The sequence below is a fragment of the Pseudomonas sp. HLT2-19-2 genome (assembly GCF_054898005.1).
The window spans coordinates 2,942,156-2,968,789 of record NZ_CM142712.1; the positions used below are offsets into that span (position 1 = coordinate 2,942,156).

Below are 26,634 nucleotides of genomic sequence, written 5' to 3' on the forward strand. Positions count from 1 at the left end.
CATTCGCAATGCTGACCCTCAACATCAATGGCAAGGACCAGGCGCTGGATGTCCCCGCAGACATGCCGCTACTGTGGGTGCTGCGCGATGTCGCGCACCTGACCGGCACCAAATTCGGTTGCGGCATGGCCCAATGCGGGGCCTGCACCGTGCACGTCGATGGTGCGCCGCTGCGCTCCTGTATCACCCCCGCCACGGCCGTGGCCCATGGGCAAAAAATCCTCACGATCGAGGGCTTGTCCACCGACGGTTCGCACCCGGTGCAACAAGCCTGGGCCGAACTCGATGTGGTCCAGTGCGGTTACTGCCAGTCCGGGCAGATCATGTCGGCGGCGGCCTTGCTGGCGAAGATTCCCAAACCCACCGACAGCGACATTGATCAGGCGCTGTCCGGCAACATCTGCCGCTGCGGCACCTACCCAAGGATCCGTGCAGCGGTCAAACGCGCCGCCGAGATCGGTTGATGCCACGTTGGTTGAAGGGAGTCTGAGCAATGAACAGCCTCAATCCTCTGTCGCGCCGTGGTTTTCTCAAGGGCAGCGCGTTGCTGGGCGGTGGTCTGGTGGTGGCATTTGTTATCCCTGGTGCCCATCGCTTTGCCATCAGCGCCGAGAACCAAGGCAATGTTTTCGCGCCCAATGCGTTTTTACGGATAGGCAATGACAACAGCGTCACCGTACTGCTCGGCCATTCAGAAATGGGCCAAGGCATCTGGACCGGCCTGACCATGCTGATCGCCGAAGAACTGGACGCCGACTGGTCGAAGATCCGTGTCGAACATGCCCCTGCTTCGGCAGCCGATTATGGCCTGGCCGGTTTTGGCGGAATGCAGATTACCGGCGGTTCGACCTCGACCCGGATGGAATTCGACCGCTACCGTCAGGCCGGGGCAGCAGCGCGTTTGATGTTGATCGACGCGGCCGCTAAACGCTTCAACGTCGCACCCTCCGAGATTCGCACCGAATCGGGTGTAGTCATCGCTGGCGACAAACGCGCCACCTATGGCGAACTGGCCGATGACGCCGGCAAGCTACCGGTGCCGGATCCGGCGTCGATCAAGCTCAAGGAGTCCAAGGACTGGAAACTCATCGGCAAACCGACCAAGCGCCTGGACACGCCGGAGAAAATCACCGGCCGCGCCAAGTTCGGCATGGACGTGCAGTTCGACGGGCTGATGACCGCCATGGTCGCGCGTTCACCGGTGTTCGGCGGCAGCGTCAAATCCTTCGAAGGCGCCGAAGCGCTGGCGATACCGGGCGTGCACAAAGTCGTGCAGGTGCCCACCGGGGTGGCGGTGATTGCCGATCATTACTGGGCGGCGAAGCTGGGGCGCGATGCGTTGAAGGTCGATTGGGATCTGGGGCCCAACACCGGACTCGACAGTGAGACGCTACTGGAAAGCTTCCGCAAACTCGCCGCTACCCCTGGCATGTCGGCCAGTCAGGCCGGTGATGTCGCGGCTGGTCTGGGTAAAGCGGCGAAGACCATCGATGTCGAGTACAGCGTGCCGTACCTGGCCCACGCGCCGATGGAGCCGCTCAATTGCACGGTGAAAATCACCCAGGACAAATGCGAAATCTGGACCGGCACTCAATTCCAGACGCTGGATCAAATGATCGCGGGGAAAATCACCGGGCTCAAACCCGAGCAGGTGGAGATTCATACCGAGTTTCTGGGCGGCGGTTTCGGTCGCCGGGCCAATCCGACCTCGGACTTTGTCGCTGAAGCCGTGGAAGTCGCCAAGGCTGCGGGCGCACCGGTGAAAACCGTCTGGTCGCGGGAGGACGACATCCGCGGCGGGTACTACCGCTCGGCGTTCCTCCATCAGGCACGCATTGGCCTCGATGCCGGCGGCATGCCGATCGCCTGGAAGCATGTCATGGTCGGGCAGTCGATCATGGCGGGCACGTCATTTGAGGCGACCATGGTCAAGAATGGCATCGACAAGACCTCTGTCGAAGGGGTCGCCGACAGTCCTTACCTTGAGGGGTTGGCGAATCACCAGGTTGAACTGCATTCTCCGCAAACCGGCATCCGCGTGCTCTGGCTACGTTCGGTAGGGCACACCCACACCGCGTTCGTGATGGAGTCGCTGATCGACGAACTGGCCACGGCTGCCGGCAAGGATCCGGTCGACTACCGCCGAATCTTGCTCAAGGACCATCCACGGCACCTTGGCGTGCTGAACCTGGCCGTCGAAAAAGCCGATTGGAAGGCGTCGCTGCCGGATGGCCATGCGCTGGGTGTCGCGGTGCATGAGTCCTTCGGCAGTTACGTTGCCCAGGTAGCCGAGGTGTCCGAGGACAACCTGGCGATCCGCGTGCATCGGGTGGTGTGTGCGGTGGATTGCGGCATTGCGGTCAACCCGATGAGCATCGCGGCGCAAATGGAGTCGGCCATCACGTTCGGCCTCGGATTTACTTTGCACAGCAAACTGACCTTCAAGAACGGGCAAGTGGTGCAGTCCAATTACCACGATTATCAGGTGCTGCGGCTGAACGAAATGCCGGTGGTCGAAGTGCATATCGTGCCCAGCAGCGACAAACCCGGCGGCATCGGCGAGGCCGGTGTGCCGCCCACGGCGCCGGCAGTGGCCAACGCGGTGTTCGCCCTGACCGGGCAGCGCTTGCGCGAACTGCCGCTGCAACTGTCGGGGGTGTGAGATGAAACGACATCTGATTCTTGGTGCGGTGGTGTTGATCGGCCTGATCGGTTACGCCGAGGATCTGTTCGCTGACGATAAGGAAGCCATCAAGGCGTTCGATACGGTGCAAAAGGTCTTTCAGAGCCCGCGTTGCCAGAACTGCCATATTCCCGGCGATTCGCCACTGCAATTCGACGCCGGGATTCCCCACGCAATGAACGTCGTGCGGGGCATGGACGGCAAGGGCGCGGCGGGTTTGCCCTGCGCTACTTGCCACGCCGACAGTAATCCGCCGGCCAGTTATGGCGCTAACACCCCACCGGGAGCACCGCACTGGAGCCTGCCACCCGCTGCGCACAAAATGGCTTGGATCGGTCTGCCGGCTGATAAGTTGTGCGCAATGATCAAGGATCGCTCCAGCAACGGCGACCGCGATTTCGCCGCGCTGATCAAGCACGTGAGCGACGACAAATTGGTGCTTTGGGGCTGGAATCCGGGTCAGGGAAGGGCGCCGGTACCGGTGCCGCACGAGATTTTCGTCACCCAGTTCAAGATCTGGGCAGACGCTGGAGGGCCGTGTCCGGTACTGGGTAGTTGACCGGCGGTCCGTTTACAGGGAGTCAAACCGGGTATGGACGACTCTAAGAAACATACCCGCCAATGGAGTGAGTAATGCTGATCCCAGGGAAACCGGTAAAACCAGGCGCGTGCGCTGACCCGTTGCGTACTCCACTACAGGAGCGCGAACTGCTGCGTGACCTGGCCCGCAAGGCCGAGGAGGAGCTGATGGGCGTGCAGATGGCGAGCATGGACGAATTGACGCTGCTCTCCAATCGACACGGTTTTACAGCGTTGGCCCAACAAGGGCTGGATGCCTGCCAGCAGCTGGAAAAGCCAGCGACGCTACTGCTCTTCAATATTGATGACTTCAAACACATCAACTATCTCTATGGTCGAGACAAGGGCGACAGAGCCCTGAAAACATTCGCTGATGTACTTCGAATTGCCTTTCGCGAGAGCGATGTGATCGGCCGACTAGGTAACGACAAATTTGTCGCGTTACTGACCGGCTCAAGCATTGTGGAGATACCCGCCATCAAGGCGCGACTCGAAGAAATACTCGAAGAGCGCAATGCCACGGTGCATCGCGGTTATGACATCCGCTTCAGCATCGGGCAAATCGAGTGCAGCCCGCAGCATCCCGGGTCGATCGAGGAACTGCTGGCACAGGCCGATGCGTTCACTTGGCAAACAACTGACTCACATCTTTGAATGCCTTGAACTCAAGCGCGTTGCCGCACGGATCGAAGAGAAACATCGTCGCTTGCTCACCCACCAATCCCTGAAAGCGAATGCCCGGTTCGATCACGAATCGGGTGTCGAGGGATTTTAACCGCTCGGCCAGTGCTTCCCATTGCGCCATACCCAACACCACACCGAAATGCGGCACGGGCACGTCATGACCGTCGACAGCATTGGTGTGCGCGGCTTCTTGAGACGCGTTTTTCGGCGCGAGGTGAATGACCAACTGATGGCCGAAAAAATTGAAATCGACCCAATGATCGCTTGAGCGACCTTCTTCCAGGCCGAAGACTTCGCCATAAAAATTCCGCGCGGCGGTCAGGTCGGAAACCGGGATGGCCAAGTGAAAAGGGGAGAGTTGCATCGCAAGTGCCTCGACTGTCTGGATTCAGACTGAGTTTAGCCCTGTGCTTTTTGATTAAAAGACGATAATTTTCACATCGAGCTCAAATTATTTCGATTAATCGAGAAGGCTATGCTGCGGGAACTGAAAACCTTCATTGCCGTGACGCGCTACGGCACTTTTGCCGCAGCCGGGATGCACATCGGCCTTACCCCGTCAGCGCGCAGATTCGCAATCAGCACGAACGGCTCCCGGCGAATGACCTGCGCCGACAATTCCTTGGCTTGAGCATGGGTCGAAGGTTCGGATCATCCCTTTGGGGGCGTTGACGTTCTACCGCGATATCGTCGTGTTGCAGCGTTATAGCCAGCGCACACAGCCGATCCAGCAGTTGTTTGCCCGGTGTCTGACCCAGATCGATGACTAAACACAAATCAGCCTTGAAATCGCACGCACAAAAAACCCGCCTGAAGAGGCGGGTTTTTTAGTTGGCTGACCGAAGATTACTCTTCGAGGCTGCCCATGGCCGTTGTGTTGAAACCACCGTCTACGTACATGATTTCACCGCTGATGCCGGACGCCAGGTCCGAGCACAGGAAGGCGCCGGCGTTGCCGACTTCGTCGATGGTGACGTTGCGACGCAGCGGGGTTTGCGCTTCGTTGGCGGCCAGCATCTTGCGGAAGTTCTTGATGCCGGAAGCGGCGAGGGTGCGGATCGGGCCAGCCGATACGCAGTTGACGCGGGTGCCGTCAGGGCCCAGGGAACCGGCCAGGTAACGAACGCCAGCTTCCAGGGAAGCCTTGGCCATGCCCATGACGTTGTAGTTCGGCATGGTGCGCTCGGCGCCCAGGTACGACAGGGTCAGCAGGCTGCCGTTGCGGCCTTTCATCATTTCGCGGCCAGCTTTGGCCAGAGCCACGAAGCTGTAGGCGCTGATGTCGTGAGCGATGCGGAAACCTTCACGGGTGGTGGCTTCGGTGAAGTCGCCGTCCAGTTGGTCGCCCGGGGCGAAGCCGACGGAGTGCACGATGCAATCCAGGCCGTCCCACTTCTTGCCCAGCTCAACGAAGACCTTGGCGATTTCTTCATCGCTGGCCACGTCGCACGGGAAGCACAGGTCCGGGTTGGAACCCCAGCTTTGTGCGAACTCTTCGACACGACCCTTGAGTTTGTCGTTCTGATAAGTGAAGGCAAGCTCAGCGCCCTCGCGATGCATGGCGGCAGCGATGCCGGATGCGATGGACAGCTTGCTGGCGACACCGACGATCAGTACGCGCTTACCGGCGAGAAAACCCATGTGTTGCTCCTCTCTTTCAGGTTATTACGCAGTGGCTGGAACCAGGAAAGCGGCTTCCAGCAACTGCTGTGTATACGGATGTTTGGGGGCCGCAAAAATACTTTGCGCGTCTCCCTGTTCGACCACTTGACCTTGCTTGACCACCATCAGCTGGTGGCTCAGCGCCTTGACGACAGCCAGGTCATGGCTGATAAACAGATACGTCAGGTTGTACTTGGTTTGCAGTGAGCGCAGTAGCTCCACCACCTGGCGTTGTACGGTCCGGTCGAGGGCCGAAGTCGGCTCGTCCAGCAGAATCAACGCCGGTTTTAGCACTAATGCCCGGGCAATGGCGATTCTTTGCCGTTGCCCACCGGAAAATTCGTGGGGGTAGCGGTGCCGGGTTTCCGGGTCCAGACCTACCTCCTTGAGTGCCGCAATAATCGCTTGTTCCTGTTCCGCCTCGGTGCCCATCTTGTGGATCCGCAGACCTTCGCCGACGATCTGGCTCACGCACATCCGTGGGCTCAGGCTGCCGAACGGGTCTTGAAACACCACCTGCATCTCTCGACGCAGCGGCCGAACCTGTTGCTGCGTCAGGCAGTCTAGCTGTTTGCCTTCAAAACGGATGGCGCCTTTGCTGCCGATCAGCCGTAAAATCGCCAAACCCAGTGTCGACTTGCCGGAACCGCTTTCTCCCACAATCCCCAAGGTCTGGCCTTGAGGCAGGCTGAAATTGATTCCGTCCACCGCTTTGATGTGGTCGACGGTTTTTTTCAAAAAGCCTTTCTTGATCGGGAACCAGACTTTCAGGTCCTCGACTTGCAGCAATGGCGGGCCAATAACGTTGGTTGCTGGCGTTCCGCTGGGCTCCGCTGCCAGCAGTTCCCGAGTGTACGGATGCTGTGGCGCGCGGAACAACTCTTCGCACGATGCCTGTTCGACGATGCAACCGCGCTGCATGACACATACGCGATGCGCAATTCTTCGCACAAGGTTCAAATCGTGACTGATCAGTAGCAGTGCCATGCCCAATCGGGCTTGTAATTCCTTGAGCAATTCGAGGATTTTCAGCTGGACGGTCACGTCCAGCGCGGTGGTCGGCTCGTCGGCGATCAGCAGTTCCGGCTCGTTGGCCAGGGCCATGGCAATCATCACCCGCTGACGCTGGCCGCCAGACAATTCGTGGGGCAGGGCCTTGAGGCGCTTCTCGGGCTCCGGGATGCCGACCATTTCCAGCAACTCCAGCGTGCGCTTGGTCGCGACTTTGCCGATCAGGCCCTTGTGGGTGCTCAACACCTCGTTGATTTGTTTCTCGATCGAGTGCAGCGGATTGAGCGAGGTCATCGGTTCCTGGAAGATCATCGCGATCCGGTTGCCACGGATGTGGCGGATGGTTTTCTCTTTCAGGCTCAGCAGGTTCTGCCCGGAGTACTCGATGGTCCCGGACGGATGCCGGGCGAGCGGGTAGGGCAGCAACCGCAGGATCGAGTGAGCAGTGACCGATTTGCCGGAGCCACTTTCGCCCACCAGCGCCAGGGTTTCCCCGCGCTTGATATCGAAGCTCACGCCTTCGACCACCCGCTGGACGCGATCACCGACGACAAATTCGACGGCCAGGTCGCGCACTTCGATCAGATTGTCCTGATTCATTTCACTTCCTCGGGTCGAAGGCATCGCGAGCGGACTCGCCGATGAACACCAGCAAACTCAACATCAACGCCAGCACCGCAAACGCGCTCATACCGAGCCACGGCGCTTGCAAGTTGGATTTACCCTGAGCCACCAGTTCACCGAGTGACGGCGCGCCAGGCGGCAGACCGAAGCCCAGAAAGTCGAGAGCGGTCAGGGTGCCGATGGCGCCGGTCAGGATGAACGGCATGAAGGTCATGGTCGAGACCATAGCGTTGGGCAAGATGTGGCGGAACATGATCGCGCCATTCTGCATCCCCAGCGCCCGGGCCGCGCGCACGTATTCGAGGTTGCGCCCGCGCAGGAACTCGGCACGGACCACGTCCACCAGGCTCATCCACGAGAACAGCAGCATGATCCCCAGCAGCCACCAGAAGTTCGGCTGGACGAAGCTGGCGAGAATGATCAGCAGGTACAGCACTGGCAACCCGGACCAGATCTCCAGAAAACGCTGCCCAGCCAGATCCACCCACCCGCCGTAGAACCCCTGCAAAGCCCCAGCAATGACGCCGATGATCGAGCTGAGAATGGTCAGCGTCAGCGCAAACAACACCGAAATCCGGAAGCCGTAAATCACCCGGGCCAACACATCGCGGCCCTGATCATCAGTGCCTAGCAGGTTGTCGGTGGAGGGGGGCGCCGGAGCCGGGACTTTCAGGTCGTAGTTAATGCTTTGGTAACTGTAGGGGATCGGCGCCCACAGCACCCAGGCGTCTTTGGCCTTGAGCAATTCGCGGATGTACGGGCTCTTGTAGTTGGCTTCCAGCGGGAATTCACCGCCGAAGGTGGTTTCTGGGTAACGCTTGAGCGCAGGGAAGTACCAGCCATTGTCGTAGTGCACCACCAGCGGTTTGTCGTTGGCGATCAGTTCGGCACCGAGGCTCAGCCCAAACAGCAGCAGAAACAGCCACAGCGACCACCAGCCACGCTTGTTGGCCTTGAACAGTTCGAAACGTCGGCGATTGAGAGGGGAGAGATTCATCTCAATGCTCCCGGCTTTCAAAGTCGATGCGCGGATCGACAAAGGTGTACGTGAGGTCGCCGATAAGCTTCACCACCAGCCCCAGCAGGGTAAAAATGAACAGCGTGCCAAAGACCACTGGGTAATCGCGGTTGATCGCGGCCTCAAAACTCATCAGCCCCAGGCCGTCGAGGGAGAAGATCACTTCCACCAGCAACGAGCCGGTGAAGAAGATGCCGATAAACGCTGACGGGAACCCGGCGATCACCAGCAGCATGGCGTTGCGGAACACATGGCCGTAGAGCACGCGGTGATTGGTCAGGCCCTTGGCCTTGGCGGTGATCACGTACTGTTTGTTGATTTCATCGAGGAAGCTGTTTTTGGTCAGCAGCGTCATGGTCGCGAAGTTGCCGATCACCAGTGCGGTGACTGGCAATGCGAGGTGCCAGAAGTAATCGAGAATCTTGCCGCCCATGCTCAACTCGTCGAAGTTGTTGGAGGTCAGCCCTCTGAGCGGGAACCAGTCGAAATAGCTGCCACCGGCGAACACCACGATCAGCAGGATGGCAAACAGAAATGCCGGGATCGCGTAGCCGACGATGATCAATGAGCTGGTCCAGACATCGAAGTGGCTGCCGTGTCGTGTCGCCTTGGCGATCCCCAGCGGGATCGACACCAGGTACATGATCAGCGTGCTCCACAGCCCTAGGGAGATCGACACCGGCATCTTTTCCTTGATCAGGTCGATGACCTTGGCATCGCGGAAGAAGCTGTCGCCGAAATCCAGGGTCGCGTAGTTCTTGATCATGATCCACAAACGTTCCGGCGCCGATTTATCAAAGCCGTACATGTGTTCGATTTCCTTGACCAGCATCGGGTCCAGGCCTTGGGCGCCGCGATAGGCGGAGCCGGCCACCGAGACTTCGGCACCGCCGCCGGCGATGCGGCTGGTGGCGCCTTCGAAGCCCTCGAGCTTGGCGATCATCTGCTCCACCGGCCCGCCGGGAGCGGCCTGGATGATCACAAAGTTGATCAGCAAAATGCCGAGCAAGGTCGGGATGATCAGCAACAGTCGCCGAAAAATATACGCCAGCATCTGATTACTCCGTGCCCGCAGGGTCGGCTTGCAGTTTGGTTTCGACTTCTACCGCAGGTTTCGCGTCAGGCTTGACCCACCAGGTGTTAATGCCGATGTCGTACTTGGGTGAGATTTTCGGGTGACCGATGTGGTTCCAATAAGCTACGCGCCAGGTCTTGATGTGCCAGTTGGGGATCACGTAATAGCCCCATTGCAGCACGCGGTCCAGCGCGCGGGCGTGGGCCACCAGGCTTTTACGCGAATCGGCGTTGATCAGTTGCTCGACCAATTGGTCCACCACCGGGTCTTTCAGGCCCATGGAGTTGCGGCTGCCGGGTTTGTCGGCGGCAGCGGACATCCAGAATTCACGCTGTTCGTTGCCCGGTGAATTGGACTGCGGGAAGCTGCCGACGATCATGTCGAAGTCCCGGGAGCGTACGCGGTTGATGTACTGCGAGACGTCGACCCGGCGGATCACCAGGTCGATGCCCAGGTCGCTGAGGTTGCGCTTGAATGGCAGCAGCACCCGCTCGAATTCGGTTTGGGCCAGCAGGAATTCGATGGTCACCGGTTTGCCATTGGCGTCGACCATCTTGTCATCGACGATCCGCCAGCCCGCCTCCTGCAGCAGTTGATAGGCTGTACGCTGCTGAGTGCGGATCATGCCGCTGGCGTCGGTCATCGGGTTCTGGAACGCCTCGCTGAACACCTGCTCGGGAATCTTGCCGAGGAACGGGTCTAGGATCGCCAGTTGATCGGCGTCCGGCAGACCGCTGGCAGCCATTTCCGAATTCTCGAAATAACTGCGGGTGCGCGCATAGGCGCCATTGAACAGTTGCTTGTTAGTCCATTCGAAGTCTAGCAACAGGGTCAGGGCCTGACGCACGCGCACGTCGTGGAACACCGGGCGGCGCAGGTTGAATACGAAGCCTTGCATGCCGGTCGGGTTGCTGTTCGGGATCTGTTCCTTGATCAGCCGGCCCTCGGTGACAGCCGGAATGTTGTAGGCATTCGCCCAGTTCTTCGCGGCCATTTCCAGCCAGTAATCGAACTGCCCGGCCTTGAGCGCTTCCAGGGCCACGGTGTTGTCGCGGTAGTAGTCGGTGGTCATGACGTCGAAGTTGTAGAAGCCGCGGTTGGCCGGCAGGTCCTTGCCCCAGTAATCCTTGACCCGCTCATAGCGCACCGAACGCCCGGCCTTCACTTCGCTGACCTTGTACGGGCCGCTGCCCAACGGCATTTCCAGGTTGCCCTTGTTGAAATCGCGAGTTGCCCACCAATGCTTGGGCAACACCGGCAACTGGCCGAGGATCAGCGGCAGCTCTCGGTTGTTGGTGTGTTTGAACTTGAACAGCACCGTCAGCGGATTTTCAGCGACCACTTCCTCGACATCGCTGTAGTAACCGCGGTACAGCGGCGCGCCGTCCTTGATCAGGGTCTGGAAGCTGAACACCACGTCCTCGGCGCGCATCGGATGCCCGTCGTGGAAGCGTGCTTCGGGGCGCAGGTAGAAACGCACCCAGCTATTGTCCGGGGCTTTTTCGATCTTGCCGGCGACCAGACCGTATTCGGTGAAAGGTTCGTCCAGGCCCTGTTTGGCCAGAGTGTCGTAGATCATGCTGATGTCGTCGGCCGCGACCCCTTTGCTGATGAAGGGATTGAGGCTGTCAAAGCCGCCGAAACCGGCCTGACGGAAGACCCCGCCCTTGGGCGCATCGGGGTTCACGTAATCGAAATGTTTGAAGTCGGCCGGGTATTTCGGCGGCTCGTTGTACAGGGTCAGGGCATGTTGCGGCGCGGCGCAGGCCAGCCCGGCGAACAACAAGCCGCTGGCCTGCAAGAGCAGGGCGCGTACGGGTTTCATCGATCTTTCTCCGAAGATTTCAGCCACCACGCGCTCAGGCCCAACGTGTAGGGCGGCGTGGTGACGAAGGCGAACCGGTTGCGGTAGGCCAGGCGGTGATAATTGAGGTACCAGTTGGGAATGATGTAGTGCTGCCACAGCAACACCCGGTCCAGGGCCTTGCCGGCGGCGACCTGTTCATCGCGGGTCTGGGCGGCGAGCAATTGGTCGAGTAAATGGTCGACCACCGGATTGGCAATACCGGCGTAGTTTTTGCTGCCCTTGACCCCGACCTGGCTGGAATGGAAGTACTGCCATTGTTCCAGGCCCGGACTGAGCGTCTGGTTGAGGGTCATCAGGATCATGTCGAAATCGAACTGATCGAGGCGTTGCTTGTACTGGGCGCGATCAACCGTGCGCAACCGGGCATCGATGCCGATGCTGGCGAGGTTCTCGACGTAAGGCTGGAGGATGCGTTCCAGGTTCGGATTGACCAGCAGAATCTCCAATCGCAACGGTTGGCCGGCAGCGTTCTGTACGCGTTGGCCACTCAGCTTCCAACCGGCCTCAGCGAGCAGGCCCAGGGCCTTGCGCATGGTTTCCCGGGGGATGCCGCGCCCTTGGGTCTGCGGCAGGCTGAACGGCTCGGTGAACAGCTTGGCGGGCAACTGCTCGCGATACGGCTTGAGCATCAGCCATTCATGGCCGATCGGGAGGCCGGTGGCGGAGAACTCGCTGTTGGGGTAGTAGCTCATGGCGCGTTTGTAAGCGCCGCTGAACAGGGTGCGATTGGTCCACTCGAAGTCGAACATCAGGCCCAGCGCTTCACGAACCTTGGTTTCGGAGAAGGCCGAGCGCCGGGTGTTCATGAACAGGCCCTGGCTCTGGGTCGGGATCTGATGTGCTATTTGCGCCTTGATGACGTCGCCGCGTCGTACCGCCGGGAAGTGGTAACCGTTGTTCCAGTTCTTCGCCTGGTGCTCGATATAGATGTCAAATTCGCCCGCCTTGAAGGCTTCGAAGGCGACGTCGCTGTCGCGGTAGAACTCGACTTCCATGCGGTCGACGTTATATTTGCCGCGATTGACCGGCAGGTCTTTGCCCCAGTAATCCTTGACCCGTTGGAAAACGATCTGGCGCCCAGGCTCTACCGACGTGATGCGATACGGTCCACTGCCCAGTGGCGGTTCGAAGGTGGTGGCCTTGAAGTCACGACCTTTCCAGTAATGCTGGGGCAGCACCGGCAATTCGCCCAGGCGCAGGATCAGCAACGGATTACCGGCGCGCTTGAAGACGAAACGAATGCGCTGCGGGTTGAGGATGTCGACCCGCGACACTTCCTGAAGGTTGGTGCGGTATTGCGGATGGCCTTCCTTGAGCAGCAAACGGTAGGAGAACGCCACGTCATAGGCGGTAATCGGCGTGCCATCGTGGAAACGTGCTTCGGGGCGCAGGTTGAACACTACCCAGCTGCGGTCCTCGCTGTATTCCACGGATTGAGCGATCAGGCCATAGCTGGAGGTCGGTTCATCGCCGGACGGCGCGTATTGCCCGGTGCCGACCATCAGGGGTTCGTTGAGCTCGTTGATGCCGTATTGCAGGAAATTCGGCGTGGAAACCGGGCTTGAACCCTTGAAGGTGTAGGGATTGAGCGTATCGAAGGTGCCAAACGCCATCACCCGCAACGTACCGCCCTTGGGCGCTTGCGGGTTGACCCAGTCAAAGTGGGTAAATCTGGCCGGGTACTTGAGCGTGCCGAACTGCGCATAACCATGGCTTTCGCTGATCGTCGCGCTTGCGGGGCAGCTCAAGGCCAGGTTGATCAGGAGCAGGAGGAGGGGACGCTTCAAGTCAGAGATCCGATCCAGGCGGCTTGGGCTTTGTGGCCCGTACAGTAACAGCTTGTATCGACAGGAAAAAGACGGGTGCTGAAAGCGGTGTCGGGGCATAAAAAAGATCGCAGCCTGCGGCAGCTCCTACACGTGCTTACATTCGTAGGAGCTGCCGAAGGCTGCGATCTTTTTTGGTTTCACATCAATCAGCGTGGGGAAGCCACCGTCAGCATCTGCCCAGGCTTCAGCGCCTGACCGACCCGCGGGTTCCAGCGCTTGAGGTGCTGCATTTCAACGTTGAAGCGCTTGGCTACCATGTACAGCGAGTCGCCTTGCTTGACCTTGTATTGGGTCTGCTGTTGCTGCTTCTTGCTGTCTGACTTGCTGTTCGCCGCCACGACGGTGTTGACGCGACCGCTGCTGCGCTTGGTGGTGTCCTGCATGACCAGCGTCTGGCCGACCTTGAGGTTCTTGCCGGTCAGTTTGTTCCAACGCTGCAGGTCCTTGATATCGACTTTGTTGGCCTTGGCGATGGTGCCGAGGTTGTCGCCGCGTTTAACGCGGTAAGCGCGTTTGAGGCTGGCAATTTCGGAGTCGTCTGCGCCTTCGAATACTGGCTTGAGCGGCTTCTTGCTGATCAGCTCCTCAGGACGCATCGTCGAGAGACTGGCCGTCAGCAGTTGCGCCTTGGACGTTGGCACCAACAAATGCTGAGGGCCATCGATGGTGGTGCGTTGCTTGAAGGCCGGGTTGAGCTGAAACAGTTCGTCTTCGTCGATGTTGGCCACCGCGGCGACCTTGGACAGATCCATGCGCTGGTTGATTTCAACGACCTGGAAGTACGGTTCGTTGGCGATCGGGTTCAGGTTCACGCCGTAGGCTTCGGGTGCCAGCACCACTTGCGATAAGGCCAGAAGCTTCGGCACGTAGGCCTGGGTTTCGGCCGGCAGAGGCAGGTTCCAGTAATCGGTCGGCAAGCCGAGCTTTTCGTTACGCTCGATGGCCCGGCTGACCGTGCCTTCGCCAGCGTTGTAGGCCGCCAGGGCCAGCAGCCAGTCGCCGTTGAACATGTCGTGCAGGCGGGTCAGGTAATCCATGGCCGCGGTGGTCGAGGCGGTGATGTCGCGACGGCCATCATAGAAACGGGTTTGACGCAGGTTGAAGTAACGCCCGGTGGAGGGGATGAATTGCCACAAGCCAACCGCGTTGGCCCGAGAATAGGCCATTGGGTTGTAGGCGCTTTCAATCACCGGCAACAGCGCCAGTTCCAGCGGCATGTTGCGCTCTTCAAGGCGTTCGACGATGTAATGAATGTAGAGGCTGCCGCGTTCGCCGGCATTTTCAAGGAAGGACGGGTTGCTGGCGAACCACAGGCGCTGTTGCTCGATGCGCGGGTTGACGCCCAGGCTGTCCTGCAACTGGAAGCCCTGGCGCATGCGCTCCCAGACATCTTGTGGAACTTGTGGAGTCGGTTTTTCGCTGAGCCAGATAGGCTTCTGCTTGGCTCGGGCGGCGATATTCGGAGTGTGTGTCGCTTCGGTCTGCGGCACATGGCTTGAGCAGCCCGCCAATATGGCGGACACAGCCACCGCAATGGCTTGAGCCAGGCGGGTCAATGCGTCTGAATTGATGGCTTTACGAATAGATGACGACATTGGCTGGAAGTAAGTTCCGGGCAAAAATGTCGGGCGATTCTAGAAAGCGTACCCCCTGCGGTCAACCATTCAGAATTTTTGTACCATGAGGCAGGCCACTTAGAACTTATCTTTCCAAGCACGAAGAGCAGCAAAAACCGCACTCGAAGCCCGGTTATCGGTTCCGTTCCGTTCGTCCACTTTTTCTTTAACGGATGTTTCGTCGACACGCAAAAACGGGTTAGTAAGCTTTTCAAGCGCCAGAGTAGAGGGCAGCGTCATGATTCCGGCTTCACGTTGCGCGGTGACTTTTTCCAGACGCGCGGCGGTGTCCGGATTGCCCGGTTCGACCGCTGCGGCAAATTTCAGGTTGCTCAGGGTGTATTCATGGGTGCAGTAGATCAGCGTATCTTCAGGCAGGGCGGCGAGGCGGGTAAGCGAGGCGTGCATTTGCTCCGGCGTACCTTCAAACAGCCGCCCGCAGCCGGCGGCAAAGAGGGTGTCGCCGCAGAACAGCAGGCGGTGATGGTAATAGGCAATATGCCCCAGGGTGTGGCCGGGAACGGCAAAGATATCGAAGTCACAGCCCAGCACGCTGACGCGGTCGTTGTCTTTGAGCGCCACGTCCCGGCCCGGGATGGTTTCGCTCGCCGGACCGTAGACTTTCGCGTCTGTCGTTTTTTTAAGCTGTTGGACGCCGCCGACGTGGTCATGATGATGGTGGGTGATCAGAATGTCACTCAACACCCAACCCGGATGCGCTGCGAGCCAGGCCTGCACGGGCGCGGCATCACCCGGATCGACCACTGCGCAGCGCTGGGTGCGTTGGTCTTGTAACAACCAGATGTAGTTGTCGGTGAAGGCGGGCAGGGCACTGATCTGTATCATCGTCGGATTCGCCAAGCGGAAAACAATGGTGCATCTTAGAGCTTCCTGGCGCGTTGGAGAATGCAATGACCGATAAAGCGTTCGCTCAGGCTGATCCTGAGTGGCTGACATTGATCAGCGCGGCCCGTGAATGGCTGTCCGGCCCCATTGGGCAATTTCTGCTGGACGAAGAACGTCGCATGCTCGAAGACGAATTGGGGCGCTTCTTTGGTGGCTACCTGGTGCATTACGGCCCGTCGGCCCAGACACCGCCGTCGGCACCGCAAGTGCAGCGCAATGTACGGCTCGGCGCGCCGTTGCCAGGTGTCGAGATCGTCTGCGAAGAACAGGCGTGGCCTTTGAGCGAGCATGCCGCCGACGTGGTGGTGTTGCAGCACGGGCTGGATTTCTGCCTGTCGCCCCACGGTTTGCTGCGTGAAGCGGCGAGCAGCGTGCGGCCGGGTGGGCATCTGCTGATCGTCGGGATCAATCCCTGGAGCAGCTGGGGCTTGCGCCATGTTTTCGCCCACGACGCCTTGCGCAAGGCTCGCTGCATCTCCCCGTCGCGGGTTGGAGACTGGCTCAATCTGCTGGGTTTCGCGCTGGAGAAACGCCGCTTCGGGTGCTATCGTCCGCCGCTTGCGTCACCCGCCTGGCAGGCTCGTCTGGCCGGTTGGGAGCGCAAGGCCGGTGACTGGCAACTGTCGGGTGGCGGCTTCTATTTGTTGGTGGCGCGCAAGATCGTGGTGGGCCTGCGGCCCGTCCGTCAGGAGCGGCGCGAACCGATGGGCAAGCTGATTCCATTGCCGATGGCCAAGGTCAATCGTCGCCGCCTCGATCCGTAATACATTTTTTACTTTCCCGGCCGGGTTCGCCCCGGCCTCGGGCATCGTCGATCACTGATCGGCGAGCCGCCGCATTTTCTGGATAGATTGGCATGAGCGATAGCGTAGAACTCTTCACCGACGGCGCCTGTAAAGGCAATCCTGGCCCAGGCGGCTGGGGCGCTTTGCTGGTGTGCAAGGGCATTGAAAAAGAACTGTGGGGCGGCGAAGCCAACACCACCAACAACCGCATGGAACTGATGGGCGCGATCCGCGGCCTGGAAGAACTCAAGCGCTCATGCGACGTACTGCTCGTGACTGATTCGCAATATGTGATGAAAGGCATCAACGAGTGGATGGACAACTGGAAGAAGCGCGGCTGGAAAACGGCGGCGAAAGAGCCGGTAAAAAATGCTGATTTGTGGAAGCTGCTTGATGAGCAGGTCAATCGCCACAACGTCACCTGGAAATGGGTGCGTGGTCACATCGGTCACCACGGCAATGAACGGGCCGACCAATTGGCCAACCGCGGCGTGGATGAAGTGCGCGGTTACAAGCAGGCTTGACCCCTGTGGGAGCCGAGCTTGCTCGCGAGGAACGATGGCGCGGTGCACCTGAAAGACCCCGGCGAGCGTGTTAACATCGCCGCTTTTGCACGATTGACCCGTTGAGAGCTGAGCACTGATGGCCACCAGATCCGTTGTACTCGATACCGAAACCACCGGCATGCCGGTGACCGACGGCCACCGGATTATCGAAATCGGTTGTGTCGAGTTGATCGGTCGGCGCCTGACGGGCCGGCATTTCCACGTTTACCTGCAACCAGACCGCGAGAGTGATGAAGGCGCCATCGGCGTCCACGGCATCACCAACGAATTTTTGGTGGGCAAGCCGCACTTTACTGAAGTGGCCGATGAGTTCTTTGAATTCATCAAGGGTGCGCAGCTGATCATTCATAACGCGGCGTTCGACGTTGGCTTTATCAACAACGAATTCGCCTTGATGGGCCAGCACGATCGTGCGGACATCACGCAGCACTGCTCGATCCTCGACACCCTGATGATGGCCCGGGGACGTCACCCTGGGCAGCGCAACAGTCTCGACGCTTTGTGCAAACGTTATGGCGTCGACAACTCCGGTCGTGAACTGCACGGCGCCTTGCTCGACTCCGAGATCCTCGCCGACGTTTACCTGACCATGACGGGCGGCCAGACCAGCCTGTCCCTGGCCGGTAATGCCTCCGATGGCAATGGTTCCGGTGAAGGGGCAGATAACTCGGCCACCGAAATCCGCCGTCTGCCGGTCGATCGTCAACCGACGCGAATTGTTCGCGCCAGCGAAGATGACCTGGCCCAACATGTGGCACGCCTGGAAGCCATTGCCAAATCCGCCGGCGCCCCGTCGCTCTGGCAGCAACTGGCCGAGGCCAAGGCTCAGGCTTGATTTGCTGGCCACATGATGGTGCATCCGTTGACCCACATCAGGGCATCGCGCTCGCCACAAGCGCTTGAACCCTCTACCCTGAGGTGATTGGCGGACCGCGGTCTGCCGCCTCAGGACACTGAGCCCCATGTATAAAGATCTGAAATTCCCGGTCCTGATCGTCCATCGCGACATCAAGGCCGACACCGTCGCCGGTGACCGCGTGCGTGGCATCGCCCGGGAACTGGAGCAGGAAGGCTTCAGCATTGTCTCGGCGGTGGATTACACCGAAGGGCGCCTGGTCGCCTCGACCCATCACGGTCTTTCCTGCATGTTGATTGCGGCCGAAGACGCCAGCACACACTCTCATCTGTTACACAACATGGCCGAGCTGATCGGCCTGGCGCGAGTTCGTGCGCCTGACTTGCCGATCTTCGCTCTGGGTGAGCAGGTGACCCTGGAGAATGCTCCCGCCGACGCCATGGCTGAACTCAATCAACTGCGCGGCATTCTTTATCTGTTCGAAGACACCGTGCCATTCCTGGCCCGCCAGGTGGCCCGAGCCGCGCGCAAATACCTGGATGGTCTGCTGCCGCCGTTTTTCAAAGCGCTGGTGCAGCACACTGCCGACTCCAATTATTCCTGGCACACACCCGGTCATGGCGGCGGCGTGGCGTACCACAAGAGCCCAGTGGGTCAGGCGTTTCACCAGTTCTTCGGGGAAAATACGCTGCGTTCGGATTTGTCGGTGTCGGTGCCGGAACTCGGATCCTTGCTCGATCACACTGGTCCGCTGGCAGAAGCGGAGGCCCGCGCTGCTCGCAACTTCGGTGCCGATCACACGTTTTTCGTGATCAATGGCACCTCGACCGCCAACAAAATCGTCTGGCATTCGATGGTCGCTCGCGATGACTTGGTGCTGGTGGACCGCAACTGCCACAAGTCGGTGCTGCATTCGATCATCATGACTGGCGCCATCCCGCTGTACCTATGCCCGGAGCGCAATGAACTGGGGATCATCGGCCCGATTCCGTTGAGCGAATTCAGCCGCGAATCGATTCAGGCCAAAATCGACGCCAGCCCGCTGACCAAGGGCCGTGCGCCCAAGGTCAAGCTGGCGGTGGTGACCAATTCGACGTACGACGGCCTCTGCTACAACGCTGAGCTGATCAAGCAGCAACTGGGCAACAGCGTCGAGGTCTTGCACTTCGATGAAGCCTGGTACGCCTACGCGGCGTTTCACGAATTCTTCGCCGGGCGTTATGGCATGGGCACTTCCCGCAGTGAAGACGGCCCGTTGGTGTTCAGCACCCATTCCACCCACAAACTGCTGGCGGCGTTCAGCCAGGCGTCGATGATTCACGTCCAGGACGGCGGCGCGCGGCAACTGGATCGGGATCGCTTCAATGAAGCGTTCATGATGCACATCTCCACTTCGCCGCAGTACAGCATCATCGCTTCGCTGGACGTGGCTTCGGCCATGATGGAAGGGCCGGCCGGGCGTTCGCTGTTGCAGGAAATGTTCGACGAAGCGCTGAGTTTCCGCCGGGCGCTGGCCAATCTGCGCCAACACATCGCCGCTGACGACTGGTGGTTTTCCATCTGGCAGCCGCCGTCGGTGGAAGGCATCGACCGGGTTGTCACGCAAGACTGGCTGCTGCAACCCGACGCCGACTGGCACGGCTTTGGCGGCGTGACCGACGACTATGTGCTGCTCGATCCGATCAAGGTCACTTTGGTGATGCCGGGCCTGACGGCTGGCGGCGCTCTCAGCGAGCGCGGGATTCCGGCAGCGGTGGTCAGCAAATTCCTTTGGGAGCGTGGGCTGGTTGTTGAAAAGACCGGGCTGTATTCATTCCTGGTGCTGTTCTCCATGGGCATCACCAAGGGTAAATGGAGCACGCTGCTGACCGAGTTGCTGGAATTCAAGCGCAGCTACGACGCCAACGTCAGCCTCGCGACGTGCCTGCCGTGCGTGGCACAAGAGAATGTCGCGCGCTATCGGGGCATGGGTTTGCGTGATCTGTGCGATCAATTGCACGCCTGCTACCGCAGCAATGCCACGGCCAAACACCTCAAACGCATGTACACGGTGCTGCCGGAAATCGCCATGAAGCCCTCTGACGCCTATGATCAATTGGTGCGTGGCGAAGTTGAAGCGGTGTCGATCGATGCGCTGGATGGGCGGATCGCCGCGGTGATGCTGGTGCCGTACCCGCCGGGGATCCCGTTGATCATGCCCGGCGAGCGTTTTACCGAGTCGACACGCTCGATAATCGATTACCTGGCATTCGCCCGCACGTTCGATAGCAGTTTCCCGGGGTTTGTCGCTGATGTGCACGGCTTGCAACACGAAGACGAGGGCAATGGACGGCATTACACCGTCGATTGCATCAAGGAATGAGGACCTTTCCCAGTATGCAACCACTCATGAATCCGAAATATCCAGGGCTGTCGGTGCGCGTTGCCGACGACGGCTTCGCCGCTTACATCTGGGGCAGTGATTTCAGTTTTGAAGTCGCGGCCTACGGCGCAGCCGAAATCGGCAAAACGGTGGAGCAGTGGCCGGTGACACCGATCACACCCTATCGCAAGTGCTACGGCATCGACCCTGAAGAGTTCAGCAGCTTCCGCGATGCCGTGGACAGCGCGATTTTCATGGCTTATCTCGATGATGAGCCCGTGGGTCACCTGGTGGTCAGCACCAACTGGAACGGCTTTGCCCATATCGACGAGTTGGCGGTGCATGCGCCAGCGCGGCGCCATGGCGTGGCCAAGGCGTTGCTGGATGTAGCGCAGTTCTGGAGCCGCAAAAAGAAACTGCCGGGCATCATGCTAGAAACCCAGAACAACAACCTGGGGGCCTGCCGGCTTTATGAGCGGATTGGTTACGTCATGGGCGGAATCGATCATCTGCGCTATCGAGGAATCGATCCGAACACCGCCGAAGTGGCGCTGTTCTGGTATCGATTGTTCGATAACCCGCTGGAAACCCTACCTAGATCGCCAACATCGCCACGGCTTGTTCCGTGATGATGCCCAGTAAGGCCTGAACCGTCGGTGAAGGCTCACCGTTCTTGAGGGTCAAGGCGTAAAGGCTGATCGGAACAGCAGGCGCCAGCGGGCAGGCATCCAGCCCTGCCGATTTGGCGCCGAGGGCGGTGAAAGGGTCGACGATGGCCAGGCCTTCACCGGCCTCGACCATGCTGCGCATCATCTGGTGAGTCTGTACGCGGGTCTGAATGACCGGGGCAGGGCGCAGGGCATGCAGTTTGTTTTCAAGTGTCGGACTCAGCGGATCATGACCCTCCAGGCCAACCATTGATTGGCCGGCCAGGTCCTGCAGCGAGATGTACTTTTGTTTGGGTTGCAACCAGCCGTGAGGTGCCAGCAGCTGAAGTTTGCCTTGGGCAATCACCTGGCAATGAATGTCGGCGTGATCGGGATCATGCAAGCTCAGGCCCAGATCGCTTTCGCGCAGCAGCAGGCTTCTGACGATTTCGCGGGTGGGTTGACTCAGGAGCGTGCAAGGCGCGTCAGGGAGACGTCGGCGCAGGGCGGCAATGCTCTGGGGCAATAACTGCTGTGCCAGGGGCGGCGTGCAGATGATCCGCAAGGGCGGAGCCTGATATTGCTTGAGGCTGTTGGCAAGGCGCTGGACCGGCTCAAGCGCTTCATAGACGTGGGCGATCTGAACTTGCAACTCCCGCGCCTCGCGCGTGGCCTGCAGGCGTCCTCGCACGCTGGAAAACAGCATGAAACCCAACTGATCCTCGGCGTCGCGAAGAATGCCTTCTACTTCGGCCACAGGCAGCTGCAGCCACTCGGCCGCGGTGCCCAGGTGACCGGTCTGCAAGAGCGCCTGGATCACTTCGATATGACGTAAACGCATGCGTGAAGTCCATGTTCAGCAGGTGAGGGAGTCAGTGGCTGAATCCTAACCCAAGTGCGCGCATATGACTTCTGCTCATAACACGGGGTTATGAGGCGACGGTGGTTTCCGGCAAGCTTCCGACATAGGTATCGGGTTCGCGAACGATCGTGACGTCCGATTGCACCAACAAAAACTGGTTGTCATCGAGCTTTTTGACGCGATCGCCAATGGCCAGTTTGTAGGTGGTGACAGGCACCGAGCCAGCAAGGCCGTCTGCCGACGGGGTGGATTCCTGGAACTCATGCACGGAATAGACACGGCCTTCCGCGTCTCTTGCATGGAACTGACCGACAAGTACTGCTGCCATCTGCTTAGAACCTCTGAAGATAAATCACTTAATATGCGGCTCTGTAGACCGTGGTTGGGCGAGGTAAGTTTTCCTACAGGAAAAAAAATAGTCAGGGGCGGCGTTTTCAGTCGCCCACTGGTTGAATCGTCATCTATAACTACAAGCTCTTTCCATCGGACAGTCGAGAATCTTCCATGAGCAACGTCTATACGATCGCCGTACTGGTCGGCAGCTTGAGAAAGGAATCGATCAATCGCAAGGTGGCGCTGGCCCTGGCTGACCTGGCGCCTGCCAATCTCAAGCTTACTATCGTCGAAATCGGCGATCTGCCGCTCTACAACGAAGACATCGATGGTGCTTCACCGCCGGCAGCCTACAGCACTTTCCGGCAACAAGTCAGTTCATCCGACGCAGTGCTGTTCGTGACCCCCGAATACAACCGTTCGGTGCCAGCGCCGATGAAGAATGCGATCGATGTGGGTTCGCGTCCCTATGGCAAGAGTGCCTGGAGCGGTAAGCCTGGAGCGGTAATCAGTGCTTCGCCGGGCGCTGTCGGCGGTTTTGGTGCCAACCATCACCTGCGCCAGTCCATGGTGTTTCTGGATGTGCCGTGCATGCAGCAGCCGGAAGCTTACTTGAACGGTGCCGGCTCGGCGTTCGACGAAGCGGGCAAGCTGTCCGAGACGGTCAGACCGTTTTTGCAAAAATTCATCGATGCTTATGGTAAGTGGGTCGAGCAACATAAGAAGCTATGACGCTCATTTAGCCATGGAGCCGGCCACAGATCCCTATCGCGAGCAAGCTCGCTCCCACAGGGATCTTCGCCAAAAGGAGATCCAGTGTGAGAGCGGGCTTGCTCGCGAAGAGGCCAGCCCAGACGCTACAAAACTCAGCCACTGCCAGGAACGTTAGGCCAAAGATCCGCCACCAGAAACAGCCGCTCGGCTTCTTCCCAATCGCCCTTGGCGTTTTCTGTGAGTCGTACCAGCAACTGCGCAGGCGCCAGTGGCTCCAGATCGCTGAGCCAGGCATTCAGCTGCTCAGTGTTCCAAGTCTGCTCCACCGGATAGTGCGCGGGTGCCAGCCAGGCGTGGCGGGGCAGGGGTTGCCAGCGACCGAATGGACGCTGCACGACAAAGTCTGTCCAGTCCTTCTGATGCAACCAGCTACCGCGCAAATGCTGTGGATGTGCGCCGTTCGGTGGCTCGGCCGGTCCCGGCCACGGATACAGCAAATAGCCCCCCAGCCACAAATGCGCGCTGAACTGCTGGATATCCAGCGCCGCCAACACTTCGCGACTCTCCGGGCGCGCTGAAATCGGCAACTGATGCTGAGTCAGGTGGGCCAGTTTGCGGTCCAGCCGATCGTGGCAGCCGGGGCCGAGCCACTGGGCGGTGTCGTGTCCGTCGCCATTTTGCGGGCCAAGGTAAAGTTTGATCGCCAGTTCCAGATGATGCACGCCGTCGCGATCGCGCAGCAGCATGTCCAGCTCGCCCAGCGTGTGGCCTTCGCGGCGGATCGGCATGTTGGCAGCAATCAGGTCGATACCCGGCGCGTGCCGCACGGCGTATTGCCAGAGGCGTTCGTAGTACAAGCCCAATCGCCGGGTTCTGGCCTGCGCCATCCAGTGCAACAAGTCATAACTGTCGCGATCGAGTTGCCTGAGCCATTGCTCCAGTCGCTCCGGCGCCTGCACCCAGTCGCTTCCGGCCAGTGGATGACGTTGCGGCCACGAGGTTTCCCCGAGCATCGGCGGAGCGAGGATGACCCACGCCAGATCGCGCACTTCCGGGTGGCGCAACTGGTGGGGCAACTGCAGCAAATCTGGAAATAGGATCATATTGCGAGCATAGCCCTAAACATGAGTACATCCTTGTGGCTGAAAGGATTTTGTCTATCCCGCGCTTTCGCCCATAATCGTGTTTTTCGCCGCCGCGCAGGAACCCCATGGAGCAATTTCGCAATATCGGCATCATCGGTCGCCTGGGCAGTTCTCAGGTGCTGGATACCGTCCGCCGACTGAAACGGTTTCTGCTCGATCGTCACCTGCACGTGATCCTCGAAGACACCATCGCCGAAGTGCTGCCGGGTCATGGCTTGCAAACCTCGTCGCGCAAGATGCTCGGCGAAGTGTGTGACATGGTGATTGTGGTCGGTGGTGACGGCAGTCTGTTGGGCGCCGCCCGCGCGCTGGCCCGCCACAATATTCCGGTGCTTGGCATCAACCGTGGCAGCCTGGGCTTCCTGACCGATATTCGCCCCGATGAGCTGGAAGTCAAAGTCGCCGAAGTGCTCGACGGCCACTATCTGGTCGAGAACCGCTTTCTGCTGCAAGCCGAAGTCCGCCGCCACGCCGAGGCCATTGGCCAGGGCGATGCGCTGAACGATGTGGTGCTGCACCCCGGCAAATCGACGCGGATGATCGAGTTCGAGCTGTACATCGACGGCCAGTTCGTCTGCAGCCAGAAGGCCGACGGCCTGATCGTCGCCACGCCCACCGGTTCGACGGCCTACGCGCTGTCGGCGGGCGGGCCGATCATGCATCCCAAACTCGACGCTATTGTGATTGTGCCGATGTACCCCCATACCTTGTCGGGTAGGCCGATCGTGGTCGATGGCAACAGTGAGCTGAAAATCGTCGTGTCCAAAGATATGCAGATCTACCCGCAAGTCTCCTGTGACGGGCAGAACCACTTCACCTGCGCGCCGGGTGACACCATCACTATCAGCAAGAAGGCCCAGAAGCTGCGGCTGATTCACCCCCTCGACCACAACTATTATGAAGTCTGCCGGACCAAGCTCGGCTGGGGCAGTCGGTTGGGTGGTGGAGGCGATTGATGCTCGATCCCGCGCGTAGCTACGACCTGATCGGTGACGTGCACGGTTGCGCTCTGACCCTTGAGCACTTGCTCGACCGGCTCGGTTATCACCAACACGGTGGCGTCTGGCGGCATCCGTCGCGCATGGCGGTGTTCGTCGGTGACATCATCGACCGCGGACCGCGGATTCGCGAAGCGCTGCACATCGTTCACGACATGGTCGAAGCCGGCCAGGCGCTGTGCATCATGGGTAACCATGAATTCAACGCCCTCGGCTGGAGCACACCGGCGCCTCCGGGCAGCGGCAAGCAGTTCGTGCGTGAACACACCCCGCGCCATGCCCGCTTGCTGAACGAAACCCTGACCCAGTTCGAAGACCATCCGGCTGACTGGCATGACTTCCTGCAATGGTTCTATGAGATGCCATTGTTCGTCGATGCCGGGCGTTTCCGGGTGGTGCATGCCTGCTGGGACTCGGGACTGATCGAACCGCTACGGGCACTGTTCCCCAACGGTTGCGTCGACGAGCACTTCCTCCAGACCTCCGCGGTGCCGGGCAGTTTCGCCTGTACCGTGTTCGATCGCTTGCTGCGCGGCACCGACATGCGCTTGCCTCATGGTCAGACCATGACCAGCGGCGATGGCCTGACGCGTTCTTTTTTCCGCACCAAGTTCTGGGAAGACGACCCGCAAACCTACGGAGACATTGTGTTCCAGCCTGACGCCTTGCCCGAACCCGTGGCCCTGACCCCGCTCTCGTCTATCGAAAAAAACACCTTGCTGCGCTATGGCATCGATGAGCCTTTGTTGTTCGTCGGCCACTACTGGCGCAGTGGCAAACCGGTGCCGATCCGGCCGAACCTGGCCTGTCTGGATTACAGCGCCGTGCTCTACGGCAAACTGGTCGCCTACCGTCTGGACCAGGAAACCCGTCTCGACCCGCACAAATTTGTCTGGGTCGATGTCGAGCGGCCGGAGGTGCTGCGATGAGTGCCGTTGCCGTTTTACGTCTGCCGCTGGCGGCGGACTTGAGCGGGTTCGTCAAACTGTTGCAGCGCATGCAGGTGCCGCATCGGGTCAGCGAAGAGGCGGGTGAGCAGGTGCTGTGGGTGCCGGCCAACATCAGCGAAGACGTGCGCTCGTTGTACGAACGCTTCCCGGCCGGTGATCCCGATCAACAGCTGGACATTCCGGTGGCGAAAACCGTGAAGCGCCCAAGTTTCGTCGAGCAACTGCGCCACGCCAAGGCGACAGCGCTCATGTTGCTGCTGAGCCTGCTCGTCGGCGCGGTGACGCTGCTGGGCGAAAACCTCGACACGATGCGTTGGCTGACCTTCCTCGATTTCCGCATTGTCGGCGAATACATCCACTTTGTGCCATTGGCCGACAGCCTGGCGTCGGGGCAGTGGTGGCGTCTGGTGACGCCGATGCTGATTCACTTCGGCATCCTGCACCTGGCCATGAACGGCATGTGGTACTGGGAACTGGGACGACGCATCGAGTCGCGTCAGGGCAGCATCAACCTGATCGGCCTGACCTTGCTCTTCAGCCTGGTTTCCAACTACGCCCAGTATTATTTCAGCGGTCCGACCTTGTTCGGCGGGTTGTCCGGCGTGCTGTATGGCTTGCTCGGGCATTGCTGGATTTTCCAGCTGTTGTCGCCGAACCTGGCTTATCGCCTGCCGCGCGGCGTGCTGGTGATGATGCTGGTGTGGCTGCTGCTGTGCTTGTCCGGGCTGGTCTCGATGATCGGCTTTGGTGAAATTGCCAATGCGGCCCACGTCGGTGGGTTGCTCGTCGGATGCTTGACCGGTTTGTTGGGCGGTTTGTACAACCGCCGTAAACTGGCCGCCTAAATTAGTGATGTAAGCGC

The 26,634-nt window shown here is 59.7% G+C and carries 25 protein-coding genes and 2 pseudogenes; 15 read left to right on the forward strand and 12 right to left on the reverse strand.

Annotated elements, in window-relative coordinates:
• Positions 1-8: 8 nt before the first annotated feature.
• From ACYZTU_RS13680 to ACYZTU_RS13695, 4 genes are all read left to right on the forward strand, one after another.
• Positions 9-464 carry a (2Fe-2S)-binding protein gene (locus ACYZTU_RS13680; RefSeq protein WP_054615082.1) on the forward strand — a complete coding sequence of 152 codons (456 nt, stop codon included), beginning with the start codon at positions 9-11 and terminating at the stop codon, positions 462-464.
• A gap of 29 nt (positions 465-493) precedes the next feature.
• Positions 494-2,662: a xanthine dehydrogenase family protein molybdopterin-binding subunit gene (locus ACYZTU_RS13685; protein WP_461970860.1), complete on the forward strand. Its 2,169-nt coding sequence runs from the start codon at positions 494-496 to the stop codon at positions 2,660-2,662.
• 1 nt (position 2,663) lies between these two features.
• On the forward strand, positions 2,664-3,242 hold the full coding sequence (locus ACYZTU_RS13690; RefSeq protein WP_449644599.1) for a hypothetical protein: 579 nt from the start codon (positions 2,664-2,666) through the stop codon (positions 3,240-3,242).
• Between the two features lie 74 nt (positions 3,243-3,316).
• Positions 3,317-3,916 carry a GGDEF domain-containing protein gene (locus ACYZTU_RS13695; protein WP_461970862.1) on the forward strand — a complete coding sequence of 200 codons (600 nt, stop codon included), beginning with the start codon at positions 3,317-3,319 and terminating at the stop codon, positions 3,914-3,916.
• On the opposite strand, the gene ACYZTU_RS13700 is transcribed toward ACYZTU_RS13695, so the two are convergent.
• Positions 3,885-4,310 (reverse strand): VOC family protein, encoded by a 426-nt coding sequence (locus ACYZTU_RS13700; RefSeq protein ID WP_461970864.1) that lies wholly within the window; start codon positions 4,308-4,310, stop codon positions 3,885-3,887. The two genes, ACYZTU_RS13695 and ACYZTU_RS13700, sit on opposite strands and share 32 nt — an antisense overlap.
• 111 nt (positions 4,311-4,421) lie before the next feature.
• On the opposite strand from ACYZTU_RS13700, the pseudogene ACYZTU_RS13705 reads away from it, so the two are divergent.
• Positions 4,422-4,511: pseudogene (locus tag ACYZTU_RS13705) on the forward strand (LysR family transcriptional regulator); the annotation flags it as partial.
• A 58-nt stretch (positions 4,512-4,569) separates the two neighbouring features.
• A pseudogene (locus ACYZTU_RS13710) lies at positions 4,570-4,716 on the forward strand (LysR family transcriptional regulator); the annotation flags it as partial.
• A 76-nt stretch (positions 4,717-4,792) separates the two neighbouring features.
• Here ACYZTU_RS13710 and fabI read toward each other — a convergent pair.
• From fabI to gloB, 8 genes are all read right to left on the reverse strand, one after another.
• Positions 4,793-5,587, reverse strand: a complete 795-nt coding sequence (fabI, locus tag ACYZTU_RS13715; protein WP_008152082.1) for an enoyl-ACP reductase FabI — start codon at positions 5,585-5,587, stop codon at positions 4,793-4,795.
• A 24-nt stretch (positions 5,588-5,611) separates the two neighbouring features.
• Positions 5,612-7,219 carry an ABC transporter ATP-binding protein gene (locus ACYZTU_RS13720; protein ID WP_461970866.1) on the reverse strand — a complete coding sequence of 536 codons (1,608 nt, stop codon included), beginning with the start codon at positions 7,217-7,219 and terminating at the stop codon, positions 5,612-5,614.
• 1 nt (position 7,220) lies between these two features.
• Positions 7,221-8,240 carry an ABC transporter permease gene (locus ACYZTU_RS13725; protein WP_123364351.1) on the reverse strand — a complete coding sequence of 340 codons (1,020 nt, stop codon included), beginning with the start codon at positions 8,238-8,240 and terminating at the stop codon, positions 7,221-7,223.
• Position 8,241: 1 nt separating this feature from the next.
• Positions 8,242-9,315, reverse strand: a complete 1,074-nt coding sequence (locus tag ACYZTU_RS13730) for a microcin C ABC transporter permease YejB (protein ID WP_461970868.1) — start codon at positions 9,313-9,315, stop codon at positions 8,242-8,244.
• A 4-nt stretch (positions 9,316-9,319) separates the two neighbouring features.
• The gene (locus ACYZTU_RS13735) at positions 9,320-11,161 is read right to left on the reverse strand and encodes an extracellular solute-binding protein (RefSeq protein ID WP_461970870.1); all 1,842 of its coding nucleotides are present in this window, start codon (positions 11,159-11,161) and stop codon (positions 9,320-9,322) included.
• Positions 11,158-12,990: an extracellular solute-binding protein gene (locus ACYZTU_RS13740; RefSeq protein ID WP_461970872.1), complete on the reverse strand. Its 1,833-nt coding sequence runs from the start codon at positions 12,988-12,990 to the stop codon at positions 11,158-11,160. Before ACYZTU_RS13740 ends, ACYZTU_RS13735 begins: the two co-directional genes overlap by 4 nt.
• Positions 12,991-13,178: 188 nt before the next feature.
• Positions 13,179-14,627, reverse strand: coding sequence for a transglycosylase SLT domain-containing protein (locus ACYZTU_RS13745; RefSeq protein ID WP_461970874.1), 1,449 nt, complete (start codon positions 14,625-14,627; stop codon positions 13,179-13,181).
• A gap of 99 nt (positions 14,628-14,726) precedes the next feature.
• The gene (gene gloB, locus ACYZTU_RS13750) at positions 14,727-15,494 is read right to left on the reverse strand and encodes a hydroxyacylglutathione hydrolase (protein ID WP_461970876.1); all 768 of its coding nucleotides are present in this window, start codon (positions 15,492-15,494) and stop codon (positions 14,727-14,729) included.
• A 65-nt stretch (positions 15,495-15,559) separates the two neighbouring features.
• On the opposite strand from gloB, the gene ACYZTU_RS13755 reads away from it, so the two are divergent.
• The 5 genes from ACYZTU_RS13755 to ACYZTU_RS13775 all read left to right on the forward strand — a co-directional run bounded on the left by ACYZTU_RS13755 (position 15,560) and on the right by ACYZTU_RS13775 (position 20,752).
• A complete protein-coding gene (locus ACYZTU_RS13755; RefSeq protein WP_282380240.1) occupies positions 15,560-16,318 on the forward strand; it encodes a methyltransferase domain-containing protein in 759 nt (252 codons plus the stop codon).
• Between the two features lie 92 nt (positions 16,319-16,410).
• Complete coding sequence (gene rnhA, locus ACYZTU_RS13760) at positions 16,411-16,863, forward strand: ribonuclease HI (RefSeq protein ID WP_008152099.1); 453 nt, start codon at positions 16,411-16,413, stop codon at positions 16,861-16,863.
• Positions 16,864-16,981: 118 nt separating this feature from the next.
• Positions 16,982-17,740 (forward strand): DNA polymerase III subunit epsilon, encoded by a 759-nt coding sequence (gene dnaQ, locus ACYZTU_RS13765; RefSeq protein ID WP_461970878.1) that lies wholly within the window; start codon positions 16,982-16,984, stop codon positions 17,738-17,740.
• Between the two features lie 127 nt (positions 17,741-17,867).
• Positions 17,868-20,123 carry an Orn/Lys/Arg family decarboxylase gene (locus ACYZTU_RS13770; protein ID WP_461970880.1) on the forward strand — a complete coding sequence of 752 codons (2,256 nt, stop codon included), beginning with the start codon at positions 17,868-17,870 and terminating at the stop codon, positions 20,121-20,123.
• 14 nt (positions 20,124-20,137) lie between these two features.
• Positions 20,138-20,752 (forward strand): GNAT family N-acetyltransferase, encoded by a 615-nt coding sequence (locus tag ACYZTU_RS13775; RefSeq protein ID WP_461970882.1) that lies wholly within the window; start codon positions 20,138-20,140, stop codon positions 20,750-20,752.
• On the opposite strand, the gene ACYZTU_RS13780 is transcribed toward ACYZTU_RS13775, so the two are convergent.
• Positions 20,718-21,611 (reverse strand): LysR family transcriptional regulator, encoded by an 894-nt coding sequence (locus ACYZTU_RS13780; RefSeq protein WP_461970884.1) that lies wholly within the window; start codon positions 21,609-21,611, stop codon positions 20,718-20,720. The genes ACYZTU_RS13775 and ACYZTU_RS13780 overlap by 35 nt on opposite strands.
• A gap of 88 nt (positions 21,612-21,699) precedes the next feature.
• Positions 21,700-21,960 carry a hypothetical protein gene (locus ACYZTU_RS13785; protein WP_449644615.1) on the reverse strand — a complete coding sequence of 87 codons (261 nt, stop codon included), beginning with the start codon at positions 21,958-21,960 and terminating at the stop codon, positions 21,700-21,702.
• 176 nt (positions 21,961-22,136) lie between these two features.
• Here ACYZTU_RS13785 and ACYZTU_RS13790 point away from each other — a divergent pair, with 176 nt between their 5' ends.
• Positions 22,137-22,697, forward strand: coding sequence for an NADPH-dependent FMN reductase (locus tag ACYZTU_RS13790; RefSeq protein WP_449644616.1), 561 nt, complete (start codon positions 22,137-22,139; stop codon positions 22,695-22,697).
• A gap of 134 nt (positions 22,698-22,831) precedes the next feature.
• On the opposite strand, the gene ACYZTU_RS13795 is transcribed toward ACYZTU_RS13790, so the two are convergent.
• Positions 22,832-23,782, reverse strand: a complete 951-nt coding sequence (locus ACYZTU_RS13795) for a DUF1853 family protein (protein ID WP_461970886.1) — start codon at positions 23,780-23,782, stop codon at positions 22,832-22,834.
• Between the two features lie 107 nt (positions 23,783-23,889).
• On the opposite strand from ACYZTU_RS13795, the gene ACYZTU_RS13800 reads away from it, so the two are divergent.
• Genes ACYZTU_RS13800 through ACYZTU_RS13810 form a run of 3 tightly spaced genes read left to right on the forward strand, consistent with a single transcriptional unit; the run spans position 23,890 to position 26,617 of the window.
• Positions 23,890-24,780 carry an NAD(+) kinase gene (locus ACYZTU_RS13800; protein ID WP_010459816.1) on the forward strand — a complete coding sequence of 297 codons (891 nt, stop codon included), beginning with the start codon at positions 23,890-23,892 and terminating at the stop codon, positions 24,778-24,780.
• A complete protein-coding gene (locus tag ACYZTU_RS13805) occupies positions 24,777-25,751 on the forward strand; it encodes a metallophosphoesterase (protein WP_461970888.1) in 975 nt (324 codons plus the stop codon). The genes ACYZTU_RS13800 and ACYZTU_RS13805 overlap by 4 nt, the downstream gene beginning before the upstream one ends.
• Positions 25,748-26,617 (forward strand): rhomboid family intramembrane serine protease, encoded by an 870-nt coding sequence (locus tag ACYZTU_RS13810; RefSeq protein ID WP_461970890.1) that lies wholly within the window; start codon positions 25,748-25,750, stop codon positions 26,615-26,617. The genes ACYZTU_RS13805 and ACYZTU_RS13810 overlap by 4 nt, the downstream gene beginning before the upstream one ends.
• Positions 26,618-26,634 lie beyond the last annotated feature (17 nt).